We start from the raw sequence: 24,758 nt of genomic DNA, 5'->3' as shown, positions 1-24,758 counted from the left end.
AAAATGGGTCGACCGGAAAAAATAGTCGACCCCTACAGACCCTGTAGCGGCTGACCTACCCGGCCCCTGTAGCGGCTGACCCTCTTTTCCGGTCAGCCGGAAGGTGCAAAATAAAAGGGCGGCACCTGTTTATGGGGCCGCCCTTGTTGTTTCCTGCCTGCAGGATTACCGCTGATTCAGACGGTAATACGCCTCGTTCCAGCGCAGTGCATCGCGGAAGCCGTGCAGCGTGGTCTCTTCGTCAATCACCAGCGCCTCGATGCCATTCAGCTCGGCATACAGGCGCATATCCTCCACCGTCAGCGCCTGGCTGAACACCGTGTGGTGCGCGCCGCCGCCGAGGATCCACGCCTCTGACGCGGTGGCCAGCGACGGCTGCGCACGCCACAGCGCACGCGCCACCGGCAGCTTAGGCAGCGCCTGCGGCTGTTCAATGGTATCCACCACGTTGACCAGCAGGCGGAAGCGGTCGCCCATATCAATCACGCTGGCATTTACCGCTCGCCCGGCAGGTGCCGAGAAGATCAGGCGCGCCGGGTCAGCCTTGCCGCCGATGCCCAGCGGCTGGACGTCGAGCAGTGGTTTAGCTTCACGCGCGATGGTCGGGCACACTTCCAGCATATGTGAACCGAGCACCAGGTCGTTACCCGGCGCGAAGTGGTAGGTGTAATCCTCCATAAAGGACGTCCCGCCCGGCTGGCTGCCCGCCATGACTTTGAAGATGTGCAGCAGGGCGGCGGTTTTCCAGTCGCCTTCTCCGGCGAAGCCGTAGCCCTGCTGCATCAGGCGCTGCACCGCCAGCCCCGGCAGCTGCGTCATGCCGTGCAGCGTCTGGAAGTTAGTGGTGAAGGCGCGGCAGCCCTCGGCGTCGAGGAAGCGCTTGATCCCCAGCTCAATCCGCGCCGCATCCAGCACGTTTTGCCGCTTATCGCCGCCGATCGCCGCCGCAGCGGAAAATTCATACTGGCTCTCGTATTCGTCAATCAGCGTGCTGACGTCGCCGTCGCTCACCTGGTTGATCACCTCGACCAAATCGCCAACGCCCCAGCCATTCACTGCGTAGCCAAACTGGATCTGCGCCGCGACTTTATCACCCTCGGTTACCGCCACTTCGCGCATATTGTCGCCAAAGCGCGCCACCTTCAGCTGCTGGCTGGCCTGCAGCGCGGCGGCACCGCGCATCCACTGGCCGATACGCTGCTGGGTGGTTCGATCCTGCCAGTGGCCGGTCACCACCTGATGCGGCAGGCGCATGCGCGCGCCGATAAAACCGAACTCGCGGCCGCCGTGCGCGGTCTGGTTCAGGTTCATAAAGTCCATATCCATGCTGTCCCACGGGATTTCCGCGTTGAACTGGGTATGCAGCTGCAGCAGTGGCTTGTTCAGCACGCTCAGCCCGCCAATCCACATCTTGGCCGGGGAGAAGGTGTGCAGCCAGGTAACGATCCCTAAGCAGCCAAGATCGTGATTGGCCTCGCGGCACAGGGCCAGCGCTTCATCGGGGGTTTTTACCAGCGGCTTAAGCTGGAGTGTAAAGGGCAGAATCCCGGCACGATTCAGGCCCTCGACCACCTGCTGGCCGTGCTGCTCCACCTGGCGCAGGGTTTCCGCACCGTACAGATGCTGCGTACCAATCACAAACCATACGCTCTGGGCGTTTAACTGTGTCATAAAACGGTTCCTTAACTAGCTGACGAAGAGGTTGATGGGGCAAACTGCGGCTCAGCGCATTCACACCACTGAAGGTAACGCTGATAAAGCTGCTGGAAACGGGCCACGCGCTGCGGATCGGGCTGCAGGGTCTGCGCCAGCGGGCTGGCCATCTGGGCCTGCGCGCTCGGAATATCGGGATAAACGCCGGCGGCGACGGCGGCAAAAATCGCCGCGCCGAGCGCACAGCACTCGTCGGAGGCGACGATATCCAGCGGGCGGTTCATCACATCGCAGCACACCTGCATGATGACCGGCGATTTGCGCGCAATGCCGCCCAGTGCCAGCACCTGCTGCACCGGGATATCCTGCTGTTCGAAGCACTCCATAATGGCGCGGGCGCCAAAGGCGGTGGCGGCGATAAAACCGCCGAACAGCGTGGGCGCATCGGTGCCGAGATTCAGGTCGGTAATCACCCCTTTCAGGCGCTGGTTGGCGAACGGCGTGCGGCGGCCGTTAAACCAGTCAAGCACCACCGGCAGATGGTCAAGCTGCGGGTCGGCGGCCCAGGCGGCGGTAAGCTGCTGCAGCAGATCGTTTTGCATCGCTTCCAGCTGCGGTCTGAGTTCAGGCTGTTGCTGAGCGGCCTGCACCAGCGGCCAGCTCAACAGGCGGCTGAACCAGGCATACATATCGCCAAACGCCGACTGCCCGGCCTCCAGCCCGATCATTCCCGGCATCACGCTGCCGTCGACCTGGCCGCAGATACCTTTGATTGCCCGATCGGCGACGCGCTCAGCATCGGCGATCAGGATGTCGCAGGTCGAGGTGCCGATCACTTTCACCAGCGTGTAGGGCTGCGCCCCGGCCCCAACCGCGCCCATATGGCAGTCAAACGCACCGCCGGAAATAGTGACACTGCCAGGCAGGCCGAGCCGTTCGGCCCATTCAGCGCTCAGCACGCCCACGGGGAGCTCGGCAGTGAAGGTATCGTGAAACAGCGGGTGATCGAGGTCGCGGGTCAGCAGCGGGTCGAGCGCGTTAAGAAACTGCGCGTCCGGTAAACCCTGCCATAGCGGGTGCCACAGCGATTTATGCCCGGCGGCGCAGCGCCCGCGCTTCAGCTCTGCCGGGGCAGTGGTGCCGCTCAGCAGCGCCGGTACCCAGTCGCACAGCTCCACCCAGGAGACTGCCGCCTCACGCACCGCCGCATCGCTGCGGCTGACGTGCAGGATTTTGGCCCAGAACCATTCAGAGGAGTAAATGCCGCCGATAAAGCGTGAATAGTCCTGATATTCGCCGCTGTGGCACAGCCGGGTAATCGCCTCGGCCTCTTCAATGGCGGTGTGGTCCTTCCACAGCACGAACATTGCATTAGGGTTATCAGCAAACTCCGGGCGCAGCGCCAGCACCCGGCCTTCGCGATCGATTGGCGCGGGGGTGGAGCCGGTAGAATCGACGCCGATGCCCACCACATTCTGGCGCTGCTCGGGCGTCATCTTCGTGACAACGTCACGTATGGCCTGCTCCAGCGCGTCAATGTAGTCCTGTGGGTGATGGCGGAACTGGTTGCGCGCCGGCATACAGTAGTGCCCGGCCTTCCAGCGTGGGTAGGCCACGACCTGCTTAAACAGCTCGCGCCCGCTGGCGCACTCCACTGCCAGTGCCCGCACCGAATCGCTGCCAAAATCCAGACCGAGGGTAATCGCACCCTTATGCATAGTTGTTCTCCGTTATTTTCAGAACAGGCTTTTTTCATGTCCCTCTATCCTGGAAAGCTCGCGGCAATCACGTTAGGTGCGGCTGGCTGCAAATATGCACTTTTCTGCCATCAGCGGGGGTTATGTGATGGGCTTCAAATGTTGCGTGACGGTTAAACTGGCTGAATAGATGGACAAAACGACTGTAATTTCAGGGTGTGATAGCGCTCTACAAATTTTCCCTTGCATGCGGGTAAAACTAGCGCACTACCGTCACTGTAACGCCGTCAGTGCTCAGGTAAGGTATTGAATAGCAGCTTTTAAATTTATGAACATCCGATTGTTACCGTTTACACAAACCCGCGTAAAGCGGGCACTGAGCCGGAGAGCCTCATGCACAAATTCACTCAAGCGTTGGCCGCGATTGGCCTCGCCGCCGTTATGTCACAATCCGCTATGGCGGAGACCATGAAACTCGGTTTTCTGGTGAAGCAGCCGGAAGAGCCGTGGTTCCAGACCGAATGGAAGTTCGCCGATAAGGCCGGTAAAGAGATGGGCTTTGAGGTGATTAAAATCGCCGTGCCGGACGGTGAGAAAACCCTGAACGCCATCGACAGCCTGGCCGCCAGCGGCGCGAAGGGGTTCGTTATCTGTACGCCGGACCCAAAACTGGGCTCCGCCATTGTCGCGAAAGCGCGCAGCTATGACCTGAAGGTGATCGCCGTTGATGACCAGTTCGTCACCGCCAAAGGTAAACCGATGGATAGCGTGCCGCTGGTGATGATGGCCGCAACCAAAATCGGCGAGCGCCAGGGGCAGGAGCTGTACAAAGAGATGCAGAAACGCGGCTGGGATGCGAAAGAGACGGCGGTAATGGCGATCACCGCCAACGAGCTGGATACCGCCCGTCGCCGCACCGGCGGGTCGATGGATGCGCTGAAGGCTGCTGGATTCCCGGAAAAACAGATTTATCAGATCCCAACCAAATCCAACGATATTCCCGGCGCGTTTGATGCCGGTAACTCCCTGCTGGTGCAGCATCCGGAGGTGAAGCACTGGCTGATCGTGGGTATGAACGACAACACCGTGCTGGGCGGCGTGCGCGCCACCGAAGGCCAGGGCTTTAAGGCGGCCGACGTCATTGGCATCGGGATTAATGGAGTGGATGCGGTAAGCGAACTGTCGAAAGGTGCCGCGACCGGCTTCTACGGCTCTCTGCTGCCAAGCCCGGACGTGCACGGCTACCGCAGTATCAAGATGCTGCATGACTGGGTGACCAACGGCACCGAGCCTGCCAAGTTCACCGAAGTGACCGACGTGGTACTGATTACCCGCGATAACTTCAAAGCCGAACTGGCGAAGAAAGGGCTGATGTAATCAGTGACAACGGGTCGGGCATGCCCGACCCCTACGGTTCGACCATGGTGATGAGGCGGACTGCGGGCCGATCGAAACAAAGGATCGGCCCCTACGGTTAAAGAATGCGGTAGGGGCGGACCCTCTTTTTCGGTCCGCCCGCTGCAAACGCTCAACGTGCAGGAGGAGACACTATGACCACGCAACCCGCTTATCTGAGCTTTCACGGCATAGGCAAAACCTTTCCCGGCGTAAAAGCGCTGCAGGATATCAGTTTTGACTGCTATGCCGGGGAAGTGCATGCCCTGATGGGCGAGAACGGCGCGGGCAAATCGACGCTGTTGAAGATCCTCAGCGGCAGCTATCAGGCCAGCAGTGGAGAGATCCGCATTCAAGGCCAGCCGGCTAACTTCCAGCACACCACCGATGCGCTGAATGCCGGGGTAGCGATTATCTATCAGGAACTGCATCTGGTGCCGGAAATGTCGGTGGCAGAAAACATCTTCTTAGGCCAGCTGCCGCAGCGCGGCGGGCTGGTTAACCGGGCGAAGCTGCGTGCCGAAGCCGCGCGCCAGCTAAAAACGCTCGGCATGGATATCGACCCGGATCTGCCGCTGAAATACCTGTCGCTCGGCCAGTGGCAGATGGTGGAAATTGCCAAAGCGCTGGCGCGCAACGCCAAAGTGATCGCCTTTGACGAACCGACCAGCTCACTGTCTGCGCGGGAAATCGACCAGCTGTTCCGTGTTATCCGCCAGCTGCGCGCCGATGGCAAAGTGGTGCTGTACGTCTCGCACCGCATGGAGGAGATTTTCGCCCTTAGCGATGCAATCACCGTATTTAAAGATGGCCGCTACGTGCGCACCTTCACCGATATGCAAACCACCACCAACGACCTGCTGGTGCAGGCAATGGTCGGGCGTGAAATCGGCGATATCTACGGCTACCGCCCGCGTGCGCACGGTGCAGTGCGCCTGCAGCTCGACAATGTCCAGGCCAAAGGCGTGCGCAGCGCGGTGTCGTTCAGCGTGCGAGCCGGGGAGATCGTCGGGCTGTTCGGCCTGGTCGGCGCCGGGCGCAGCGAACTGATGAAAGGGCTGTTCGGCGCCACGCGTCTCATCAGCGGCGAGCTGCGCCTCGATGGCGAGGTGCTCAATCTGCGTGAGCCGATTGAGGCCATTCGTGCCGGGATCATGCTCTGCCCGGAAGACCGCAAGGCCGACGGCATCATCCCGGTGCATTCGGTGCGCGACAACATCAACATCAGCGCCCGGCGCAACAACCTTACCGCCGGCTGTCTGATCAACAAAGGTTGGGAAGCGAAAAACGCCGGGGCGCATATTCGCTCACTGAATATCAAAACCCCGTCGGCTGACCAGCTGATTATGAACCTGTCGGGTGGCAATCAGCAGAAGGCCATCCTTGGCCGCTGGCTGTCGGAAGAGATGAAAGTGATCCTGCTCGACGAGCCAACGCGCGGCATTGATGTCGGAGCAAAAAATGAGATCTATCAGCTGATTTACGCGCTGGCCGAACAGGGGATTGCGGTGCTGTTTGCCTCCAGCGATCTGCCGGAAGTGATGGGGCTGGCCGACCGGATCCTGGTGATGCGCGAAGGCGAAATCGCCGGGGAGCTGGACCACAACGACGCAACGGAAGCGCTGACCTTAAGTCTGGCGATGCCAAAAACCGCTAAACCTGCCACCCAGGTGGCCTGACATGCAGGAGAAACCGATGTCTACGACAACTTCAACCGGGACGCCAGCCGCCCCATCACGCTTCAGCCTTTGGCGCATCTGGGACAACTTCGGCATGCTGGTGGTGTTTGCCGCGCTGTTTATCGCCTGCACGGTGTTTGTGCCGAACTTCGGCAGCCTGATCAATATGAAAGGCCTCGGCCTGGCAATGTCGATGTCCGGTATGGTGGCCTGCGGCATGCTGTTCTGCCTCGCGTCCGGTGATTTTGACCTGTCGGTCGCCTCGGTGATTGCCTGTGCCGGGGTGGTGTGCGCGGTGGTGATCAACATGACCGAAAGCCTGTGGATCGGCGTGGCGGCGGGGCTACTGCTCGGCGTCGCCTGCGGCCTGATCAACGGCTTTGTCATTGCTAAACTGAAAATTAACGCCCTGATCACCACGCTGGCGACCATGCAGATTGTGCGCGGGCTGGCGTATATCTTCTCCGACGGTAAGGCGGTCGGTATCGAAGACGAGCGCTTCTTCGCGCTCGGCTACGCCAGCTGGCTGGGCATTCCTGCGCCGGTGTGGCTGACGATAGTCACTCTGGTGCTGTTCGGTTTCCTGCTGAACAAAACCACCTTTGGCCGCAATACGCTGGCGATTGGCGGTAATGAAGAGGCGGCAAGGCTGGCCGGGGTGCCGGTGGTGCGCACGCGCATTATCATCTTTATCCTCTCCGGGCTGGTGTCGGCGGCGGCGGGCATTATCCTCGCCTCGCGCATGACCAGCGGCCAGCCAATGACCTCGCTCGGCTATGAGCTGATTGTGATTTCTGCCTGCGTGCTCGGTGGCGTGTCGCTGAAGGGGGGGATTGGTAAGATTTCCTATGTGGTTGCCGGGGTGTTAATCCTCGGAACGGTTGAGAATGCGATGAATTTACTCAATATCTCGCCTTTCTCACAGTACGTGGTGCGCGGTCTGATATTGTTAGCGGCGGTGATTTTTGACCGTTACAAACAAAAAGCCAAAGCGGCCTGACAGGAGGGGTTATGTATCATCGTCTGGCGCCGGTGGCGCAATCCAACCCGCTGCTTCCGGGGTATCCGTTTAGCGCCTGGCTGGTGGCCGGGCTGACCCCCATCAACGCTGACGGGCCGCTCGATTTCTTTATCGATCGCCCGCACGGCATGAAGGGCTACATTCTCAACCTGACGATTAAAGGGCGTGGCCGGGTGTGTGACGGCGAGGCGGCGTTTGACTGCGAACCGGGCGACCTGCTGCTGTTTCAGCCGAAAACTCCGCACTATTACGGCCGTTCGCCTGACAGCGACAGCTGGTATCACCGCTGGGTCTATTTCCGCCCGCGCGCCTACTGGAGCGACTGGCTGGAGTGGCAGGATGAAGCGCAGGGCGTGGGGCGCCTGCGCCTGCCGGAGTCGCTGCGCGGCGAGTTTGACCGCCTGTTCGCCAATATCGAACACACCCACAACTCCGGGCGGCGCTTTGCCGAGGAGCTGGCGATGAATCTGCTGGAGCGCCTGCTGCTGCGGGCGGTGCAGGAAGATCCGCGCAGCCATCAGCAGATCCGCGATGCGCGCGTGGTCGAAGCCTGCCAGTACGTCACCAACAATCTGGCGGCGGAGGTGAAAATTGAAGAGGTGGCGAAGCATGTCTGCCTGTCACCGTCGCGGCTGGCGCACCTGTTCCGCGAGCAGATGGGGGTCAACCTGCTGCGCTGGCGAGAGGATCAGCGGGTGATCCGCGCCAAGCTGCTGCTGCAAACTACCCAGGAACCGATCGCCAGCATCGGGCGCGAAGTGGGCTATGACGATCAACTCTACTTTTCCCGCGTATTCCGCAAGCGCGCGGGCGTCAGCCCCAGCGATTTCCGCCGTCGCAGCCTGGATGCACACGATGCGCTGGTCGCCCAGGAGACCTGGCACTTACCGCGCCGTGCCAATGAATAGCTTTTAGGGTAAATCCTTCTTGTGGTTGCCCCGTCGATCGACTTAAATCAACGGGGTAACTACGAGAGGGATTCTAATGAGTGATAAAATTCGTGTTGGTCTGGTGGGCTACGGCTTCGCCAGCAAAACCTTCCATGCACCCCTAATCTCAGGCACTGCTGAGATGGAGCTGGCCGCCGTTTCCAGCAGCGATGCCGGCAAAGTTCATGCGGACTGGCCTTCGGTGCAGGTGGTGTCCGACCCTCAGGCACTGTTCGACGACCCAACCCTGCAGCTGATTGTCATTCCCACCCCAAACGATACCCACTTCCCGCTGGCCAAAGCCGCGCTAAATGCCGGAAAACATGTGGTTGTCGACAAACCGTTTACCGTGACGCTGTCACAGGCGCGCGAGCTGGACGCGCTGGCAAAAGCCAAAGGGCTGCTGCTGTCGGTGTTCCATAACCGCCGCTGGGACAGTGATTTCCTCACCCTTAAAGCGCTGCTGGCTGACGGCACGCTGGGCGATGTACGCTACTTTGAGTCGCACTTTGACCGCTTCCGCCCAACCGTGCAGCAGCGCTGGCGCGAGCAGAAAGGCGCGGGCAGCGGCATCTGGTACGATCTGGGGCCACACGTGATTGACCAGGCGCTGCAGCTGTTTGGCTCCCCGGTGGCGATTACTCTCGATGCCGCCGAGTTGCGCCCGGGGGCGCAAACCACCGACTACTTCCACTGCACGCTGACCTATCCTCAGCGCCGCGTGGTGCTGCACGCCAGCATGCTGGTTGCCGCCCAATCGGCGCGCTATCAGGTGCACGGTACCAAAGGCAGCTTTGTGAAGTTTGGCCTTGATCCGCAGGAGGATGCGCTGAAAGCCGGGGCGCGCCCGCCGCAGGAAGACTGGGGCTACGATATGCGCGACGGCGTGCTGACGCTGGCCGAAGGTGATGCAATGGTCGAGAAGAGCCTGCTGACTATTCCTGGCAACTATCCGGCTTACTATGCGGGCATTCGCGATGCGATTAACGGCGTGGGTGAAAACCCGGTGCAGGCGGAAGAGGCGATTCAGGTGATGGAGCTGATCGAGCTGGGCTTACAGTCCGCCGAGAAGCGCCAGACCCTGTCGTTGAAATAGGATTACGCCGTGAAAAGGGCCGACCGAAAAAGAAGGTCGGCCCCTACCGTAGGGGTCGACCATTTTTTCCGGTCGACCCGTGTTAAGGATTGGCATAGGCCGTGATGGAGACCATTTTTTCCGGTCGACCCGCGTCATTAATTACGCTGCGGCACGCGCCCGCACTGCGGCTTTCTCGGCATCGCTGAGGAACGCAATCTTCAGGCCATTCTCCTGCGCCACGCGCATCTGCTCCCTGCTCAAACCTGCTGCCGGGGCGGCAATTTCGTATTCGTGACCGATCTCAATCCCCTGAACCGCCGGATCGTCGGTATTGATGGTGGCGAGGATACCGTGGTCAAGGAAGGCCTTCAGCGGATGCTGTGCCAGCGAGGCCACGGTGCTGGTCTGGATATTGGAGGTCAGGCACGACTCAATGCCAATCCCGTGCTGCGCGAGGAACTCCATCAGCGCCGGATCCTGCACCGCTTTTACTCCGTGACCAATACGCTCCGCGCCCAGCTCGCGGATCGCCTGCCAGATGCTTTCCGGCCCGGCGGCCTCACCGGCATGCACGGTAATGCGCAGCCCGGCGTCACGCGCGCGGTTAAAGTGGCTGAGGAACTGGCTGCCCGGGAAGCCCAGCTCATCACCCGCCAGGTCGAGTGCGGTAATGCTGTCGCGGTGCGCCAGCAGGCCGTCGAGCTCGCGCAGGCAGGCTTCCTCACCGAAGGTGCGGCTCATAATGCCAATCAGGCGCACGTCAATATTGTGCTTGCCGCAGCCCGCCTTAATGCCGTCGATCACCGCTTCCACCACGCCCGCCACCGGCAGGTTGTGGGTCATCGCCATATAGCCCGGCGAGAAGCGCAGCTCAGCATAGTGGATCCCGGCGCGTGCCGCGTCCTCGACGTTTTCCAGCGCCACGCGGCGGCAGGCATCGAGCGAGCCCAGCACTTTTACTCCCCAGTCGAGCTTGTTGAGGAAGCTCACCAGGTCCGGCTCCGCTTCAATCACCTGCACGTGCGGGCGCAGAAGCTCCAGAGTAGTGGCAGGGAGAGTAAGATTAAACTCGCGGCCTAAGTCGAGAATGGTTTGGGCGCGAATATTGCCGTCAAGATGGCGATGGATATCGGTGAGGGGAAGCTGGGAATCGATCATGTCGGCACTCTCTGTTGTTATCGTAAAGTGCAGAGCATTATAAAAACTCTTTGCGCAACAACGCCAGCAAAATGCGCAACGGCGCTGCTGGTCGTTGCTTATCTGCGCAAAGAGGGCGGCTAAGCGCGCGTTTTCAGGCAGTTGTGCAGGGCGGCGATCAGGCGATCCAGCCCGTCATCCACCTTGCTGCGTGGGCAGCCCACGTTAAAGCGCAGCCAGCCGCGCCCGCATTCACCGTAGGTACTGCCCGGCATGATCGCCACCTTCTGCTGCTCAATCAGCTCGCGCTGCAGTTCGCCATCGTCAATGCCCAGCGGATTGAGGTCAATCCACGCCAGGTAGGTCGCCTGCGGTGGCTGCCAGTGAAGCGTGGGAAACGCCGCGTTGAGGCGCTGGGCAACATGCTGCAGGTTGGCGCGCAGATAGTCGCGCAGCGCATCCAGCCACGCCGCGCCGTGCTGATAGGCGGCGATATGGGCGGCCACTGCCAGGATAGCGGGGGAAGAGAGGCCGTCGGCATTTTTTAATGCCTGGAACCACGCTGCGCGATCTTCTTCATCGCTGATAAAGCCATAGGCACCGGTTAACGCCGGAATATTGAAGCTTTTGGACGCCGAGGTAAACAGCGCCCACTGCCCGCGGCCGACGCAGCTCCAGGGGATATGGCGGCTTTGGTCCATGACCATATCCATATGGATCTCGTCGCTGATAACGCGCACCTGATAGCGGGCACACAGCGCGGCCATCTGCTGCAGCTCCGCACGGCGCCACACTTTACCGGTGGGATTATGCGGGCTGCACAGCAGCAGGATTTTGCACTGCGGACTGGCCAGCAACGCCTCCAGCGCCGCCATATCGCACTGCCATTCACCGTCACGCTGGCTGAGCGGCAGCGTCATCACCCGGCGCTGATTGCCTTCGATCACTTTATAAAAGGCATCGTAGGCGGGCGTGTGGATCACCACGCCGTCACCGGGCTGTGACCAGCGGCGCAGCATCTGCGCCACCATATAAATCACCGAGGGCCCGTAAACAATCTGCTGGCGATCCACGCTGACCTCAAAACGCTGCTGATACCAGCGGCTGATGGCACCGAGGAAATCGTCATGCTGCCAGCGGCTGTAGCCGAGCACGCCGTGCGACACGCGCTGCTGCAACGCCTCGATCACCGCCGGAGCGGTGGGGATATCCATATCGGAGATGGTAAAGGGCAGTAAATCGTCCTGGCCGAAGCGGTCGGCGACAAAATCCCACTGCGTACACCAGCTGCCGTGGCGATCGACTAGCCGGTCAAAATTGAACTGTTGAGTGTCTGACATAGCGGCCTCAATAACGCAGGTGCAGAAGAGAGGGGTGCCAGGCACCCCGTTATAAAGTCAGGCTGAAATTTGCGGCATCAGCGTGGCGATCTCATCTTTTACCGACTGTACCTGCGGGCCTATCACCACCTGCAAATTATGCTGATTGAGGTGCACCACGCCAATGACCCGGTTGGCCTTCAGGGCCGCGTCATCCACCAGGCTCATATCCTTTACCGACAGGCGCAGGCGCGTCAGGCAGTTGTCCAGCGAGGTGATGTTGTCGATGCCCCCCAGCGCGGCAAGGATTGCCGGGGTGTTGTAGCCCGATTTGCCCACCGGGCCGCGGGACATTTTCTCGCCGAGGGGGGTGTCGAGCTCACGGCCCGGGGTCTTGATATTGAAGCGGGTAATGGCGAAGCGGAAGATCAGATAGTAACCCGCAAACCAAACCGCTGCCACCACCGGCACCCAGTACCATTTGGTCGACAGCCCGTGCAGAATGCCGAACACCACAAAGTCGATCACGTTGCCGTCGGTATTACCGATGGTGACGCCCAGTACCGCCATTACGGTGAAGCCCAGCCCGGTCAGTACGGCGTGGATCAGATAGAGGAAAGGGGCAACGAACAGGAACAGGAACTCCAACGGTTCGGTGGTCCCGCCCACCACGCAGGCCACCACGCCGGAGATCAACAGCCCTTTAATTTTATGCCGATTTTCCGGACGGGCGCAGTGGTACATCGCCAGCGCCGCGCCAGGCAGGCCGCCGAGGAATGCCGGCATTTTACCCTGCGACAGGAAGCGGGTTGCGCTTTCGGAGAAGCCGCCGGAAGTCGGGCAGGAGAGCTGCGCCTGGAAGATGGTCAGCGCGCCGCTGACGCTGTGACCGCAGACGTCCATGGTGCCGCCCGCATCGGTAAAGCGAATAATCGCCACCAGGATGTGCTGCAGGCCGAACGGCAGCAGCAGGCGCTCCCCGGTACCAAATATCATCGGTCCAAAGTCACCGGCGCTGTTGATCACCCAGCCCAGCCCGGCAATCGCTTTCGCGAACCACGGCCAGATCAGCGGGATCGCCAGACCGGCCAGCCCCATCACCAGAGTGGTGATAATCGGTACAAAGCGCGTGCCGCCGAAGAATGCCAGCGCATCCGGCAGGCGGATGGTGTGGAAGCGTTCATGCAGATAAAACACGATAATCCCGACGATCACCGCCCCGAGGATACCGGTATCGATCGACTGAATGCCGAGAATGCTCTGGATATTATTGGCTTTCAGCACGGCAGCATCGCTGGTGGGTAGAATACCTTTGGCGGTCAGCCAGAAGTTAACCGCCAGGTTCATGACCGCGAAGCCGACAAAGCCGGAGAAAGCCGCAACGCCTTTATTCTCACGCGCCATGCCCAGCGGGATGGCGATGGCGAACATCACCGGCAGGAAGCTGAAGGCGAACGATCCCACCTTGCTCATCCAGGTAAACACCAGCTGCAGCAGGGGATTACCGAGGAACGGGATCAGGGTGATCACGTCGTGACTGCTTAATGAGCTACCTATACCCAGCATGATCCCGCAGAATGACAGCAGGGCGACGGGCAGCATAAAGGTTTTTCCCAGACTCTGGAAAAACTCCCACAGAGTAATTTTTTGTTTAACGGACGACATGCGCTCTCCTGGCGAATTCGAACTCAGCCGCTGCTGAGGTAAAATAAGATAAAACGTTTTACCTAATATTAATGCGTTGCCGATCACACAGTTCTCGCTCGGTGTGGTTTTCTCTGCCACAATCAGGGTGTAACGTTTAACCTATGCTTTATCGTGATTTTTCAACGGGGTGCAAACCCGGCAGTCAGGAACGCTATGTCGCAGAAAAAAATTACCATTCATGATGTCGCCGCCGAGGCTGGGGTGTCGGTCACCACGGTTTCGCTGGTACTGTCAGGGAAAGGTCGCATTTCGTCCGCGACGATTGAGCGAGTCAACCAGGCTTCGGAAGCGCTGGGCTTTGTGCGTAACCGCTCTGCGACAATGCTGCGCGGCGGCAGCAGTGGGGTGGTCGGGCTGATCGTGCGCGACATCTGCCAGCCGTTTTACGCCGAGATGACCGGCGGACTGAGCGAAGCGCTGGAGCAGCAGGGCAAAGTGTTGTTTCTCACCCAGAGCGGCGCGCAGGGGCAGCACGTAGAGCGCTGCTTCGACTCGCTGGTGGAGCAGGGCGTGGAGGGGATTGTCTTAGGCGGCGGCATTGAGAATGCAGCCGGGCTGCTGCAAAAAGCGCAGGAGCTGAATATCACGCTGATCTGCGCCTCGCGCGCCAGCAATCTTGATCACATCGACTCCGTGCGCCCGGATAATCAGCAGGCGGCCAAAATCGCCACCGACTATCTTATCAAGCGCGGCCACCGCTGCATTGCCTGGCTTGGCGGTTCCGGCTCCTCCTTAACGCGCGCCGAACGTATCGGCGGCTACTGCTCGACGCTGATGCAGTACGGCCTGCCGTTTCGTAGCGAATGGATTATCGAGTGCGGCGCGCAGCAGCGTGATGTCGCCGCGCTGACGCAACAGCTGATCCAGCAGTATCCCACCATTAGCGCAATTCTCTGCCATAACGCCTCGGTGGCGCTCGGCTGCTATTTCGGCATCCAGCGCAGCGGGCGCACCATTGGCAGCGGCGGGGTCAACAGCTTTTACGGCCAGCAGATGGCGCTGGTAGGTTTTGGTGACGTGCCGGAAGCGCAGCTGACCGATCCTCCGCTGAGCTTTGTCTCCAGCTCGGCACGGGAAATCGGCCGCAGCGCGGCACAGCGCCTGCTGCAAAAGATGGCCGACCCAACCAGTGCAGTCCAGCATATCATCCTGCCGCCGCTGCTGATTGAGCGTGGATCGGCTTAAATTTCCTGCAGCGCTGTGACGGGCTTTGCAAATAAAGGGGGCGGCGGGGTGCGCAGAGGAATGCTGGTTATAATCACATTATCTGGGATAAAAAGGATGGTGGTTTATGCTCTGGCTGGAACAAGGTTTATATCTGAGAGTAAAGGAATTGGATAATGGTCCGCGCCCACTGCCCCTGCAAAGCGGTTTCACTCCGGATACCGCTTATCGCGCATTAGGCTGTTACAACCCCTCTGAAACTTCTGATGCCTACTATCTGCTGTCGAACAATCGCGATGAGATCTGGTTTATTTGTAACCGCCACTTACGCACCGTCTGCCTTGAGCGCGACGCGACAGCGTTCAGGATCCCCCTGACCAGCGGGCAGCAGCTGCTGGGAGAAACCACCGATATCAGGATCCAGCATAGCTAGTCAGGCAAAAAAAAAGCCACCTTCAGAAAGGTGGCTGTTTAATTTCAGAACATTACTGCGGCATGCCTTCCGGTGCGACCATGCCAGCGCCACCCAGCATATAGCGGGACAGGAACTGCTCCAGCGGCATCTTCTCACCGTTCATGGTGATCTGACCGGTGCCGTACTGCAGGCTGGTGGTAATGTTGTTATCTTTCTGCGTGGTCAGCTTGAACATCTGGCCCATCGCGGCCACGCCTTTCACCTGCTGGTCCGCCAGTTTTACCGCTTCTTCCTGGCTGTAGCCTTCTGCCATCGCCACATGCGTCATCATCTCGGTCGCCATATCCATCGAGATAGTCAGTTTGGTATCCAGAGTTTTCAGTACGTTATCTACCTGCTGGCCCAGATTCTGCGCCGCAGCGGTGGCGGTGGCCGGGTCCTTGAACTGGGCGTTAAGGTTAAAGCTGCTCTCGCCCTTATCATTTTTCCAGCTAAATGGCGCGATGCTAACTGACGGATCGCCTTTCAGCAGCAGCGGCAGGTTACTGGTGAGGATTTCACTGGTGCGCTGCTGATATAGCTCAGGGTTAGCCTGCACAGCCGGATCGCTGTTCAACGCTTGCATCTGGCGGTTGTAGCTTTCGGAGAAGGCTTTCATCGCCTTGCCATCAAAGCCAGCCAGCTTAACTGCCAGCTTGCCCTGGCCGAAGTTCTGGCCCTGAAGCTTCAGGCTGTCAAGGGTGTAGTCGATCTGGCCGGACACGCTGCCCTTGTCGGAATCGAAGGTCGATTTACCGTTCAGGCCTTCGGCGATCAGCGCCTCTTTGCCATCCACTGCCGCACTCAGTTTTTTTAGCGCGATAGTCTGGTCGCCAATGCGCATCCCTTCCGGGCTAAGTTTGGTATTAGCATCCAGCTTCAGGCCGTTAACGGTGAACAGCACCGGCATCCCCAGCTCGTTTTTGCTGGTCAGCACCAGGCTGTCGATATCGCCATTAAACGCCACTTTATCGCCTTTATCATCCGCACTGACTTTCAGCGTGCCGCCGTTGAAGGCAAAACGTTCACCGGTCTGGGCATTGCTGTAGTCGGCAGGTAACAGTTTGATGTCTGAATCGGTGCTGCCGCCGTAGCCCACGCGGGTTTCCGCCTGCACAATCGACTTGCCTTTGGTGATTTCAAACAGCTTTTTCACCGCGTCGGTGTTTTCCAGCTCGCTGTGTACCGAAGCCATGCTTGGGATCAGGTTGAATTTTTTCAGCTGTGCCAGCGGGAAAGGACCATGATCGATAGTCTCTTTAAACACGATGCTCTGGCCTGGCTTCAGCATGGCGTTATCTTCCGTCTGCGAGCTGCTCTGCAGCACGAAACGTGCGCTGCTGCTAAATACGCCGCGCTGGTAATCCTGATAGCTCAGCTGCAGACGGCTTTCCGGAGCGCTGTTCTGGATCTGGGCGTTAGCCTGCTGTACCAGCTGATCCATATTTTTTTCCAGCTGCTTGCCGGTAAACCAGGCACCAGCAGTCCAGACTACGCCAAGGGCAACCACTACACCCACAGCAATCTTGGTTTTATTCATCAGTTGTGTCGTCCTTTTTCCGTTCGCGAATGCCGGTTAGCCCGTGCAGATCCTGCGGGTAACCCTCTGGCGATAAAAAACGCCAATGCGGCGTTTTTGTTTAATACACTAAATAGCTTAGCAATTATGACCGCTGGCGTCAGCCGCATTTAAGATGTTGATTAAAAACCCTGGCTACGCGGCCATTGCCGGAGAGCGACAGCGTCGGCTCGCTGGCGGCAATAAAAGCAGATTCACCTGCATTAAGTGACAATGACTGACCGCCACAGTTCAGTTCGGCGTGGCCTTCAATGCAGAAAACAATCGCGGCGCTCTCCTGATCCACCGCGAGCGGCTGGCTGTTCAGCGCGTGTATGGCAAAGGCAAAGTCATCCACCGGGATGGGGAAATCGAGCGTTGCGCCATGCTGTTGCGGTGTGGTCAGCAGGGTATCGGCCGCGCGCGAGGTGAATTTCAGGTTGGCCAGCAGCTCAGGAACATCAATGTATTTGGGCGTCAACCCGGCGCGCAGCACGTTATCGGAGTTCGCCATGACCTCCAGCGCCACGCCGTGGAGGTAGGCGTGCGGGGTTTCCGCAAACAGGAACATCGCTTCGCCCGGCTGCAGGGTAACCACGTTCAGCAGCAGGGGGGAGAACAGGCCGCAGTCGTCCGGGTAAACCTCGGCAATTTCAGCAATGGTCTGCCACGGCTCACCGTGCTGGCCAGGCAGCGCCGTGCGCAGAATGTCCAGCGCCAGCGACTTCTCCTCTTCTTTCATCGACAGCAGGCTGGCAAACAGCTGGGCCAGGCGGGTTTCATCGGCGGCATTGAGGAAATGGGCAATGGCCGGGTGCGCGCCCGCCACCGGCTGCAGCAAGGACTGGATTTCGCGCAGCGGGCGGAAGCCGTTAATCGCCTTGAACGGCGTCAGCGCATAGACCAGCTCTGGCTTGTGGTTAGCATCTTTATAGTTACGCTCGGCGGCGTCGACCGGCACGCCAGCGGCATTTTCACGCGCATAGCCCGCTTCGGCAGCCGGTTTGCTCGGGTGAACCTGAATCGACAGCGGCTGTTCTGCGCACAGCACTTTAAACAGGAACGGCAGCTCGCCAAAACGCTGCGCGACGGCGGGGCCAAGCAGGGAAGCTTTATCGGCATCAATTAGCGCGCGCAGCGACTGCGGCTCGCCGTTGATCAGCACTTTTGACGGGCTTTTCGGATGCGCGCCCATCCACAATTCCGCCATCGGCTGCTGGGAAGGGTTGGCAATACCATATAAATCAGTGAGGGCGTGCTTGCTGCCCCATGCATAATTTTGCAGCGAATTGATTAACTTTTGCATCATTTCTCCCTGGTCATTCACTGGTTACTGGCGCTATTAAAGCAGAAAAATGGCGTAGAGAGATAATCAACGTGCGATAAACGCGAATGAGTCGCATACTCGTAAACTATACTGTGTCAGACTTATCACTCATGTGCGCGTTTTTGACCTATCGCAAAGTTAAAAGCGCCAAAAAAGTTGTGCTAAAGGAGAGAGGAATGGCTGCCAACCGCGTTGAAAAAGACTCAATGGGACCGATCGATGTCCCTGCCGATAAACTCTGGGGCGCGCAAACACAGCGCTCGCTGGAGCACTTCCGCATTTCGACGGAAAAAATGCCGACCGAGCTGGTGTATGCGCTGGCGCTGACCAAGCGCGCTGCGGCCAAAGTGAACAGCGACCTGAAGCTGTTACCGGATGAGCGTGCCGAGGCGATCATCAAAGCGGCGGACGAAGTGCTGGCGGACAAGCATCACGGGGAGTTCCCGCTGGCTATCTGGCAAACCGGCTCCGGCACGCAAACCAATATGAATATGAACGAGGTGCTGGCAAACCGCGCCAGCGAGATCCTCGGCGGCGAGCGCGGCATGTCGCGCCTGGTTCACCCCAATGATGATGTTAATAAGAGCCAGAGCTCTAACGACGTGTTCCCAACTGCCATGCACGTCGCGGCGGTGGTGGCGGTGCAGCAGCACCTGATCCCCCAGCTGAAAGTGTTGCAGAAAACGCTGAGCGAGAAGGCAGAAGCGTTTAAAGACATCGTCAAAATTGGCCGTACCCATTTACAGGATGCGACGCCGCTGACGCTCGGCCAAGAGATCTCCGGCTGGGTGGCGATGCTGAGCCACAACCTCAAGCATATTGAACAGAGCATTCCGCATGTGGCGGAGCTGGCGCTGGGCGGCACGGCGGTGGGCACCGGGCTGAACACCCACCCGGAATACGCGGTACGCGTGGCCAAAGAGCTGGCGGAGTTGACTCAGCAGCCGTTTGTCACCGCACCGAATAAATTTGAAGCGCTGGCGACCTGCGATGCGCTGGTGCACGCGCACGGTTCGCTAAAGGGGCTGGCGGCTTCGCTGATGAAAATTGCCAACGACGTGCGCTGGCTGTCGTCCGGCCCGCGCTGCGGCATCGGCGAACTTTCCATCCCGGAAAACGAGCCGGGCAGTTCAATCATGCCGGGTAAGGTCAACCCGACGCAGTGTGAAGCGATGACCATGCTGTGCTGCCAGGTGATGGGCAATGATGTGGCGGTGAATATGGGCGGCGCGTCCGGTAACTTCGAGCTGAACGTTTATCGCCCGATGGTGATCCACAACTTCCTGCAGTCGGTGCGCCTGCTGGCCGACGGAATGGACAGCTTTAACCACCACTGCGCCGTGGGCATCGAGCCAAATCGTGACCGCATCACCCAGCTGCTGAACGAGTCGCTGATGCTGGTGACCGCGCTCAATACCCATATCGGCTACGATAAAGCGGCAGAAATTGCGAAAAAAGCGCATAAACAGGGGCTGACGCTGAAAGGCTCAGCGCTGAAGCTGGGTTACCTGACCGAAGAGGAGTTCGACGCCTGGGTGCGCCCGGAAGAGATGGTCGGCAGCATGAAGGTGTAACGCCCGCAGCAAATTCATGCACGCCAATAAGAATCAGGTATTTGTAGGAGCCGACCTTTTTTCCGGTCGGCCCGCAGCAGACTCATGCTCGCCAGTAGGAATCAGGTTTTTGTAGGGGCCGACCTTTTTTTCCGGTCGGCCCGCAGCAGACTCATGCTCGCCAGTAAGAATCCGGTTTTGTAGGGGCCGACCTTTTTTCCGGTCGGCCCGCAGCAATCGTCATTCAAACTAACCGATCGCTGTACAAATGCAGCCGCGGGATCAGCAGATACAGCGGTTGCGCCTCCGGCTTATAGCGATGCGTGACTTTCCCGGCATCATAATTCAGCAGCTCACCCAGCTTCGGCACGCTGTTCGCATCCGGGCACATCACCAGCAGCGGCGAAGGGCAGGCCAGCTGCGTCTGCTTCTGCTGTTGGCTATCCCACACGCGCGCAATGGGCTGCACTTTCACCGGGCGTTTAATCTTCAGCGCGGCATGAGCCGGCAGCGACTTAATCGCTTCAATCTCATCCGCCACGCGTTCTGCCCACTGCTCACGCGTCCACGGGGCCACCGCGCGCCCGGCCTGCAGGCTTTTATTCAGCTTCTCAAGCATCTCTTCACGGCTGACGTTCTTGATAATGTGCTTATTTGCCCAGCCAAAGCGCACTGAATCCGGCGCGTCGAGCAGGGCGATCGAACGGTAGGCATTCAGCGTGATCAGGCCGCGCAGGTGGGTATGCACAAACTCGAAGCGCTCCTCGGGCGGCAGGCCCGACTCTACGGTGATAATCTGCTCCAGCTGCTGTTTGAGCTGATTGATAGTGGCGACCTGCTGTTGTAACAGGGCACTCTGCTCAGCGTCCGTTTCCACGCAGATTGCGCCCGGCAGGCGTACCGCGGCCTTGGTGCTTATTTTTTCTGACTGATGCTGCATAAACAGGCGGCAGAAGTGGCTGAGGGCCCGCTGCAGGGCGGGCTGACCGACCAGCTGCTCCACCGCAATCTCAGTCAGCGGATCGTGCTCCTTGCCTTTTTCCACGGCGGGCAGTTCAAAAACCCTGGCCGCCAGCAGGCGCAAATCCAGCAGTTGATGCTGCAAGGTATCCAGCTCCTGCTCCAGCTGCGCGACACAGCGGTGTAGCCTATCAACGGCATCATAACGGCTCATAACTCTCTCTATTAGTTACAACATACCTTTGGAATATAACAGACAATAACGGAGATGAACATCGGCAAAGGTGCCAATGTCGTCTGTAGGGTCGGGCATGCCCGACCCCTACGGTCATGGCGATTAGGGGCGATGGCGTGCCTCGCCCGTCAGATGTTGTCGTAGGGGCGATGGCATGCCTCGCCCGCCATCAAACCGCTACAGCCGCTTACCGTGCAGCCGTGTTCCTACCAGTAGCGCCATCACCAGCAGCGCAGCGATAAATGCGGTAATCCCGTGCCAGCCGAAGTTATGCCAGAACACGCCGCCGAGCGTACCCGCTACGCTGGAGCCAAGGTAATAACTGAACAAATACAGCGAAGAAGCCTGACCCTTAGCGCGGCGGGCGCGTGGTCCAATCCAGCCGCTGGCTACCGAGTGTGCAGCAAAGAATCCGGCGGTGAAGAGCATCATCCCGGCCAGAATCAGCCAGATATTGTTGGTCAGGGTAATCAGTAACCCGATCAGCATAATGGCGGTGGAGAAGAGCAGCACCGGGGCGCGACCATACTTTGCCGTCATTGCACCCGCCTTCGGCGAACTCCACGACCCGGTCAGGTAGACCACCGACAGCAGCCCGACAACCGCCTGACTGAGCGAAAAAGGTGCAGAGAGCAGGCGGTAGCCAATATAGTTAAACAGAGTAACGAACGCCCCCATCAGCAGGAAACCTTCGGCGAACAGCAGCGGCAGGCCGCTATCTCGCCAGTGCAGGCGGAAGTTGATCAGCAGGCTGCGCGGCTTAAGCGAGGCCGGGCGGAAATGGCGCGAGGCCGGCAGGATCTTCCAGAACATCAGCGCCGAAGCCAGGGCAAAACAGCCGATAACCATTACCGCCACACGCCAGCTGCTGAAGTCGGTAATCACCCCGCTCAGCAGGCGACCGCTCATCCCACCGATGGAGTTACCGCTGATATACAACCCCATGGAGAACGCCACCATGCTCGGATGGATCTCCTCGCTGAGGTAGGTCATTCCGACCGCTGCCACACCGCTCAGCGACAGGCCAATTAGCGCCCGCATCAGCAAAATACCGTGCCAGCTGGTCATGGTGGCGGAAAGCAGCGTACAGATCGCCGCCAGCATCAGGGCGGTAACCATCACCGGCTTGCGGCCAATCGCATCAGACAGCGGGCCGGTAATCAGCAGGCCGAGCGCCAGCAGCCCGGTGGAGATCGACAGGGAGATACTGCTGGCCGCAGGAGAAACACCAAACTCCTGCGACAGAACGGGCAGGATTGGCTGCACGCAGTACAGCAGAGCAAAAGTTGCCAAACCGGCAGAGAACAGCGCCAGCGTCACGCGCATAAACTGCGGCGTACCGCGTTTGATATACAGCTCTTTGCTGGCTTTGCCCTGGACATCAGCGGGGGAGGAGGCTCGTTCAGCGCGGTCTGGCGCCGCAACGGCAGAGGATGAGCGGTTCACTTCTATTCCTTTTTTTTATTTTGAGTAGTCAATTTGAGGTATCACGTTGTCAAGGGTAAGAAATGCGGATTATGATGTCTAATATATTAATAATATAAAATGATATGTTTAAAGTATGAATATCGAACTCCGTCATCTGCGCTACTTTATTGCCGTTGCTGAAGAGCTGCACTTTGGCCGCGCAGCCACGCGCCTGAATATCTCGCAGCCGCCGCTGAGCCAGCAGATCCAACTGCTGGAGCAGGAGATTGGTGCGCGCCTGTTGGCGCGCACCAATCGCAGCGTGCAGCTGACCGCCGCCGGGCAGCAGTTTCTGCTCGATGCGCGCCAGATTATGCTCAACGTGACCAAGGCCGCGGAAAAAGCCGCCAGGCTGCATCGCGGGGATGAAGGCGAACTACGCATTGGTTTTACCTCCTCCGCGCCGTTTATTACCGCCGTTTCCGATGCGCTGTTCAACTTCCGCCAGCGCTTTCCCGCCGTGCACGTGCAGATGCAGGAGATCAACACCCGCCAGCAGCTGGCGCCGCTCAGCGACGGACGGCTGGATCTGGGCGTGATGCGCAATACCGATCTGCCGGACAATCTCAACCATCAGCTGTTGCTGCGTGAGCCGATGTACGCGCTGGTTCACCGCGCTCACCGTCTGGCAACACGGCAGAAAATTGCGCTTAGCGATCTGGCGCAGGAAGCGTTTGTCTTTTTTGACCCCAGCGTCGGCACGGCACTCTATAGCGAGGTGCTGGAGCTGCTGCGCCGCTATCAGATCCAGCCAAACATTGCCCAGGAGGTGGGGGAAGCCATGACGATCATCGGACTGGTCTCTAGCGGGCTGGGCGTCTCTATTTTACCCGCCTCGTTTCACCGCGTGCGGCTAAGCGATGTGGTGTGGATCCCACTGGAGGAGCAGGACGCGCAGTCTGAAGTGTGGTTGGTGTGGTCGAAACAGCGGGAAATTCCGGCGGTGACGGCAGCGATGATGTCACTGCTCCTGCGCCAGGAAGGCTCTTTTTCGCAGAAAACATGAGCGCATGGCGCTGGTTTATGTGCTGTAAATCACATATCGAATCAAATATTTGACGCCATCTGATAAGTGTTTCACCATGCACAGATGGCTTTATTTTGAAGCGTGAAAATAAGTGCTTCTTTCGGTCGCATTTCGGCTGTGACGGGCAGGTAATAATCAGGAGTGGGGTGTGATTGCGGATAGTCAGCCTGGTCATATCGATCAGATAAAACAGACTAATGCCGGAGCGGTGTACCGACTGATCGACAGGTTTGGGCCCATCTCGCGGATTGAGCTGTCCAAAAAAGCTCAGCTGGCCCCGGCCAGTATTACCAAAATTGTGCGCGAAATGCTGGAAGCTCATCTGGTACAGGAAACCGAGTTTCAGGAGCCGGGCAGCCGTGGCCGTCCGGCGGTTGGCCTGGTGCTGGACACCCAGGCCTGGCACTATCTCTCTGCCCGCATTGGCAACGGCGAAATCACGCTCGCGCTGCGCGATCTCAGCAGCAAAATGGTGGTGGAGCAGCAGTTTCCGCTGCCTGCCGAGGCTGACCAGCCGCTGCTGATGCGCATCATCCAGCTCATCGATCGGTTCTTTATCGATCACCAGCACAAGCTGGAACGCCTTACCGCTATCGCCATTACGCTGCCCGGAATTATGAACAGCCAGTCCGGCATTGTGCACCGCATGCCGTTTTATCAGGTTGATGATATGCCGCTGGGGCCAGAACTGGCGAAGCGCACCGGGCTGCCGGTCTATATCCAGCACGACATCTGCGCCTGGACCATGGCGGAGTCGCTGTTTGGCGCCTCGCGCGATGCCAGCGATGTCCTGCAGGTGGTGATTGACCATCATGTTGGCGCCGGTGTGATTACCGGTGGCCGGTTGCTGCACGGTGGCAGCAGTACGCTGGTGGAAATTGGCCACACGCAGGTCGATCCGTGGGGCAAGCGCTGCTACTGCGGCAATCACGGCTGCCTGGAAACCGTGGCCAGTATCGACAGCATGCTGGAGCTGGCCGCGCAGCGCATGCAGGCGTCGATGAGCTCAACGCTGCATAATCAGCCTCTGACGATTGATGCGCTGTGCGACGCGGCGCTGGCTGGCGATCAGCTGGCCTGCGATGTCATCGCCGGGGTCGGTAGCAGCGTGGGGCGCATTGTGGCCATTATGGTTAATCTGTTCCATCCTCAAAAAATTCTTATCGGTTCCCCGCTTAATCGTGCCCAGAGCGTGCTGTTCCCCGCTATCGCCACCTGCATTCGCCAGCAGGCGCTACCCCGCTACAGCGCTGACTTACAGGTTGAGCCAACCGAGTTTGTTAATCTCGGCACCATGCCGGGCGCCGCGCTGGTCAAAGATGCGCTGTATAACGGTTCGTTATTAATCAAGCTGCTACAGGGCTGATAAATCCACTAAATCTTGCGCTAACGCAATCT

19 protein-coding genes are annotated in these 24,758 nt (G+C 59.2%); 10 read left to right on the top strand and 9 right to left on the bottom strand.

Annotated elements, in window-relative coordinates:
* Positions 1-165: 165 nt before the first annotated feature.
* Together araA and ID864_RS17480 are read right to left on the bottom strand one after the other, a co-directional pair.
* Positions 166-1,671, bottom strand: a complete 1,506-nt coding sequence (gene araA / locus ID864_RS17485) for an L-arabinose isomerase (RefSeq protein WP_048916103.1) — start codon at positions 1,669-1,671, stop codon at positions 166-168.
* 11 nt (positions 1,672-1,682) lie between these two features.
* Positions 1,683-3,371 (bottom strand): ribulokinase, encoded by a 1,689-nt coding sequence (locus ID864_RS17480; RefSeq protein WP_191149462.1) that lies wholly within the window; start codon positions 3,369-3,371, stop codon positions 1,683-1,685.
* A gap of 372 nt (positions 3,372-3,743) precedes the next feature.
* On the opposite strand from ID864_RS17480, the gene ID864_RS17475 reads away from it, so the two are divergent.
* The 5 genes from ID864_RS17475 to ID864_RS17455 all read left to right on the top strand — a co-directional run bounded on the left by ID864_RS17475 (position 3,744) and on the right by ID864_RS17455 (position 9,470).
* The gene (locus ID864_RS17475; RefSeq protein ID WP_048916101.1) at positions 3,744-4,727 is read left to right on the top strand and encodes an arabinose ABC transporter substrate-binding protein; all 984 of its coding nucleotides are present in this window, start codon (positions 3,744-3,746) and stop codon (positions 4,725-4,727) included.
* Positions 4,728-4,900: 173 nt separating this feature from the next.
* Entirely contained in the window at positions 4,901-6,424 is a 1,524-nt protein-coding gene (gene araG / locus ID864_RS17470) for an L-arabinose ABC transporter ATP-binding protein AraG (protein ID WP_048916100.1), read from the top strand.
* Between the two features lie 16 nt (positions 6,425-6,440).
* A complete protein-coding gene (gene araH / locus ID864_RS17465) occupies positions 6,441-7,424 on the top strand; it encodes an L-arabinose ABC transporter permease AraH (protein WP_048916112.1) in 984 nt (327 codons plus the stop codon).
* Positions 7,425-7,435: 11 nt separating this feature from the next.
* Positions 7,436-8,353 carry an arabinose operon transcriptional regulator AraC gene (araC, locus tag ID864_RS17460; protein WP_048916099.1) on the top strand — a complete coding sequence of 306 codons (918 nt, stop codon included), beginning with the start codon at positions 7,436-7,438 and terminating at the stop codon, positions 8,351-8,353.
* Between the two features lie 76 nt (positions 8,354-8,429).
* Positions 8,430-9,470: an oxidoreductase gene (locus ID864_RS17455; protein WP_048916098.1), complete on the top strand. Its 1,041-nt coding sequence runs from the start codon at positions 8,430-8,432 to the stop codon at positions 9,468-9,470.
* A 141-nt stretch (positions 9,471-9,611) separates the two neighbouring features.
* Here the strand turns inward: ID864_RS17455 and add are convergent, their stop codons facing one another.
* From add to malX, 3 genes are all read right to left on the bottom strand, one after another.
* A complete protein-coding gene (gene add / locus ID864_RS17450; RefSeq protein ID WP_048916097.1) occupies positions 9,612-10,610 on the bottom strand; it encodes an adenosine deaminase in 999 nt (332 codons plus the stop codon).
* Positions 10,611-10,729: 119 nt separating this feature from the next.
* On the bottom strand, positions 10,730-11,929 hold the full coding sequence (locus tag ID864_RS17445) for a MalY/PatB family protein (protein ID WP_191149461.1): 1,200 nt from the start codon (positions 11,927-11,929) through the stop codon (positions 10,730-10,732).
* 57 nt (positions 11,930-11,986) lie between these two features.
* Positions 11,987-13,573 carry a maltose/glucose-specific PTS transporter subunit IIBC gene (gene malX, locus ID864_RS17440; protein ID WP_191149460.1) on the bottom strand — a complete coding sequence of 529 codons (1,587 nt, stop codon included), beginning with the start codon at positions 13,571-13,573 and terminating at the stop codon, positions 11,987-11,989.
* A 195-nt stretch (positions 13,574-13,768) separates the two neighbouring features.
* On the opposite strand from malX, the gene malI reads away from it, so the two are divergent.
* Together malI and ID864_RS17430 are read left to right on the top strand one after the other, a co-directional pair.
* The gene (malI, locus tag ID864_RS17435; RefSeq protein ID WP_062818268.1) at positions 13,769-14,800 is read left to right on the top strand and encodes a Mal regulon transcriptional regulator MalI; all 1,032 of its coding nucleotides are present in this window, start codon (positions 13,769-13,771) and stop codon (positions 14,798-14,800) included.
* 106 nt (positions 14,801-14,906) lie between these two features.
* Positions 14,907-15,212 carry a hypothetical protein gene (locus ID864_RS17430; protein WP_191149459.1) on the top strand — a complete coding sequence of 102 codons (306 nt, stop codon included), beginning with the start codon at positions 14,907-14,909 and terminating at the stop codon, positions 15,210-15,212.
* A 52-nt stretch (positions 15,213-15,264) separates the two neighbouring features.
* Here the strand turns inward: ID864_RS17430 and ID864_RS17425 are convergent, their stop codons facing one another.
* The gene (locus ID864_RS17425; RefSeq protein WP_191149458.1) at positions 15,265-16,773 is read right to left on the bottom strand and encodes a YdgA family protein; all 1,509 of its coding nucleotides are present in this window, start codon (positions 16,771-16,773) and stop codon (positions 15,265-15,267) included.
* 139 nt (positions 16,774-16,912) lie between these two features.
* A complete protein-coding gene (gene manA / locus ID864_RS17420) occupies positions 16,913-18,097 on the bottom strand; it encodes a mannose-6-phosphate isomerase (protein WP_099753657.1) in 1,185 nt (394 codons plus the stop codon).
* A gap of 197 nt (positions 18,098-18,294) precedes the next feature.
* Between manA and fumC the strand changes: the two genes are divergently transcribed.
* On the top strand, positions 18,295-19,692 hold the full coding sequence (gene fumC / locus ID864_RS17415; RefSeq protein ID WP_191149457.1) for a class II fumarate hydratase: 1,398 nt from the start codon (positions 18,295-18,297) through the stop codon (positions 19,690-19,692).
* A 223-nt stretch (positions 19,693-19,915) separates the two neighbouring features.
* On the opposite strand, the gene tus is transcribed toward fumC, so the two are convergent.
* Positions 19,916-20,845, bottom strand: coding sequence for a DNA replication terminus site-binding protein (tus, locus tag ID864_RS17410; RefSeq protein WP_133623572.1), 930 nt, complete (start codon positions 20,843-20,845; stop codon positions 19,916-19,918).
* Between the two features lie 198 nt (positions 20,846-21,043).
* Positions 21,044-22,312 (bottom strand): MFS transporter, encoded by a 1,269-nt coding sequence (locus ID864_RS17405; protein ID WP_288497601.1) that lies wholly within the window; start codon positions 22,310-22,312, stop codon positions 21,044-21,046.
* A gap of 115 nt (positions 22,313-22,427) precedes the next feature.
* Here ID864_RS17405 and ID864_RS17400 point away from each other — a divergent pair, with 115 nt between their 5' ends.
* Both ID864_RS17400 and mlc read left to right on the top strand, forming a co-directional pair.
* On the top strand, positions 22,428-23,339 hold the full coding sequence (locus ID864_RS17400; RefSeq protein ID WP_191149456.1) for a LysR family transcriptional regulator: 912 nt from the start codon (positions 22,428-22,430) through the stop codon (positions 23,337-23,339).
* A gap of 169 nt (positions 23,340-23,508) precedes the next feature.
* Positions 23,509-24,726, top strand: a complete 1,218-nt coding sequence (gene mlc / locus ID864_RS17395) for a sugar metabolism global transcriptional regulator Mlc (RefSeq protein ID WP_062818266.1) — start codon at positions 23,509-23,511, stop codon at positions 24,724-24,726.
* Positions 24,727-24,758: the final 32 nt, after the last annotated feature.

This window comes from Erwinia aphidicola (genome assembly GCF_014773485.1).
In the GTDB taxonomy this organism is placed as follows: domain Bacteria; phylum Pseudomonadota; class Gammaproteobacteria; order Enterobacterales; family Enterobacteriaceae; genus Erwinia; species Erwinia aphidicola.
The sequence above is the reverse complement of the archived record's forward strand: the minus strand, read 5'-3'. Positions and strand labels throughout refer to the sequence as shown.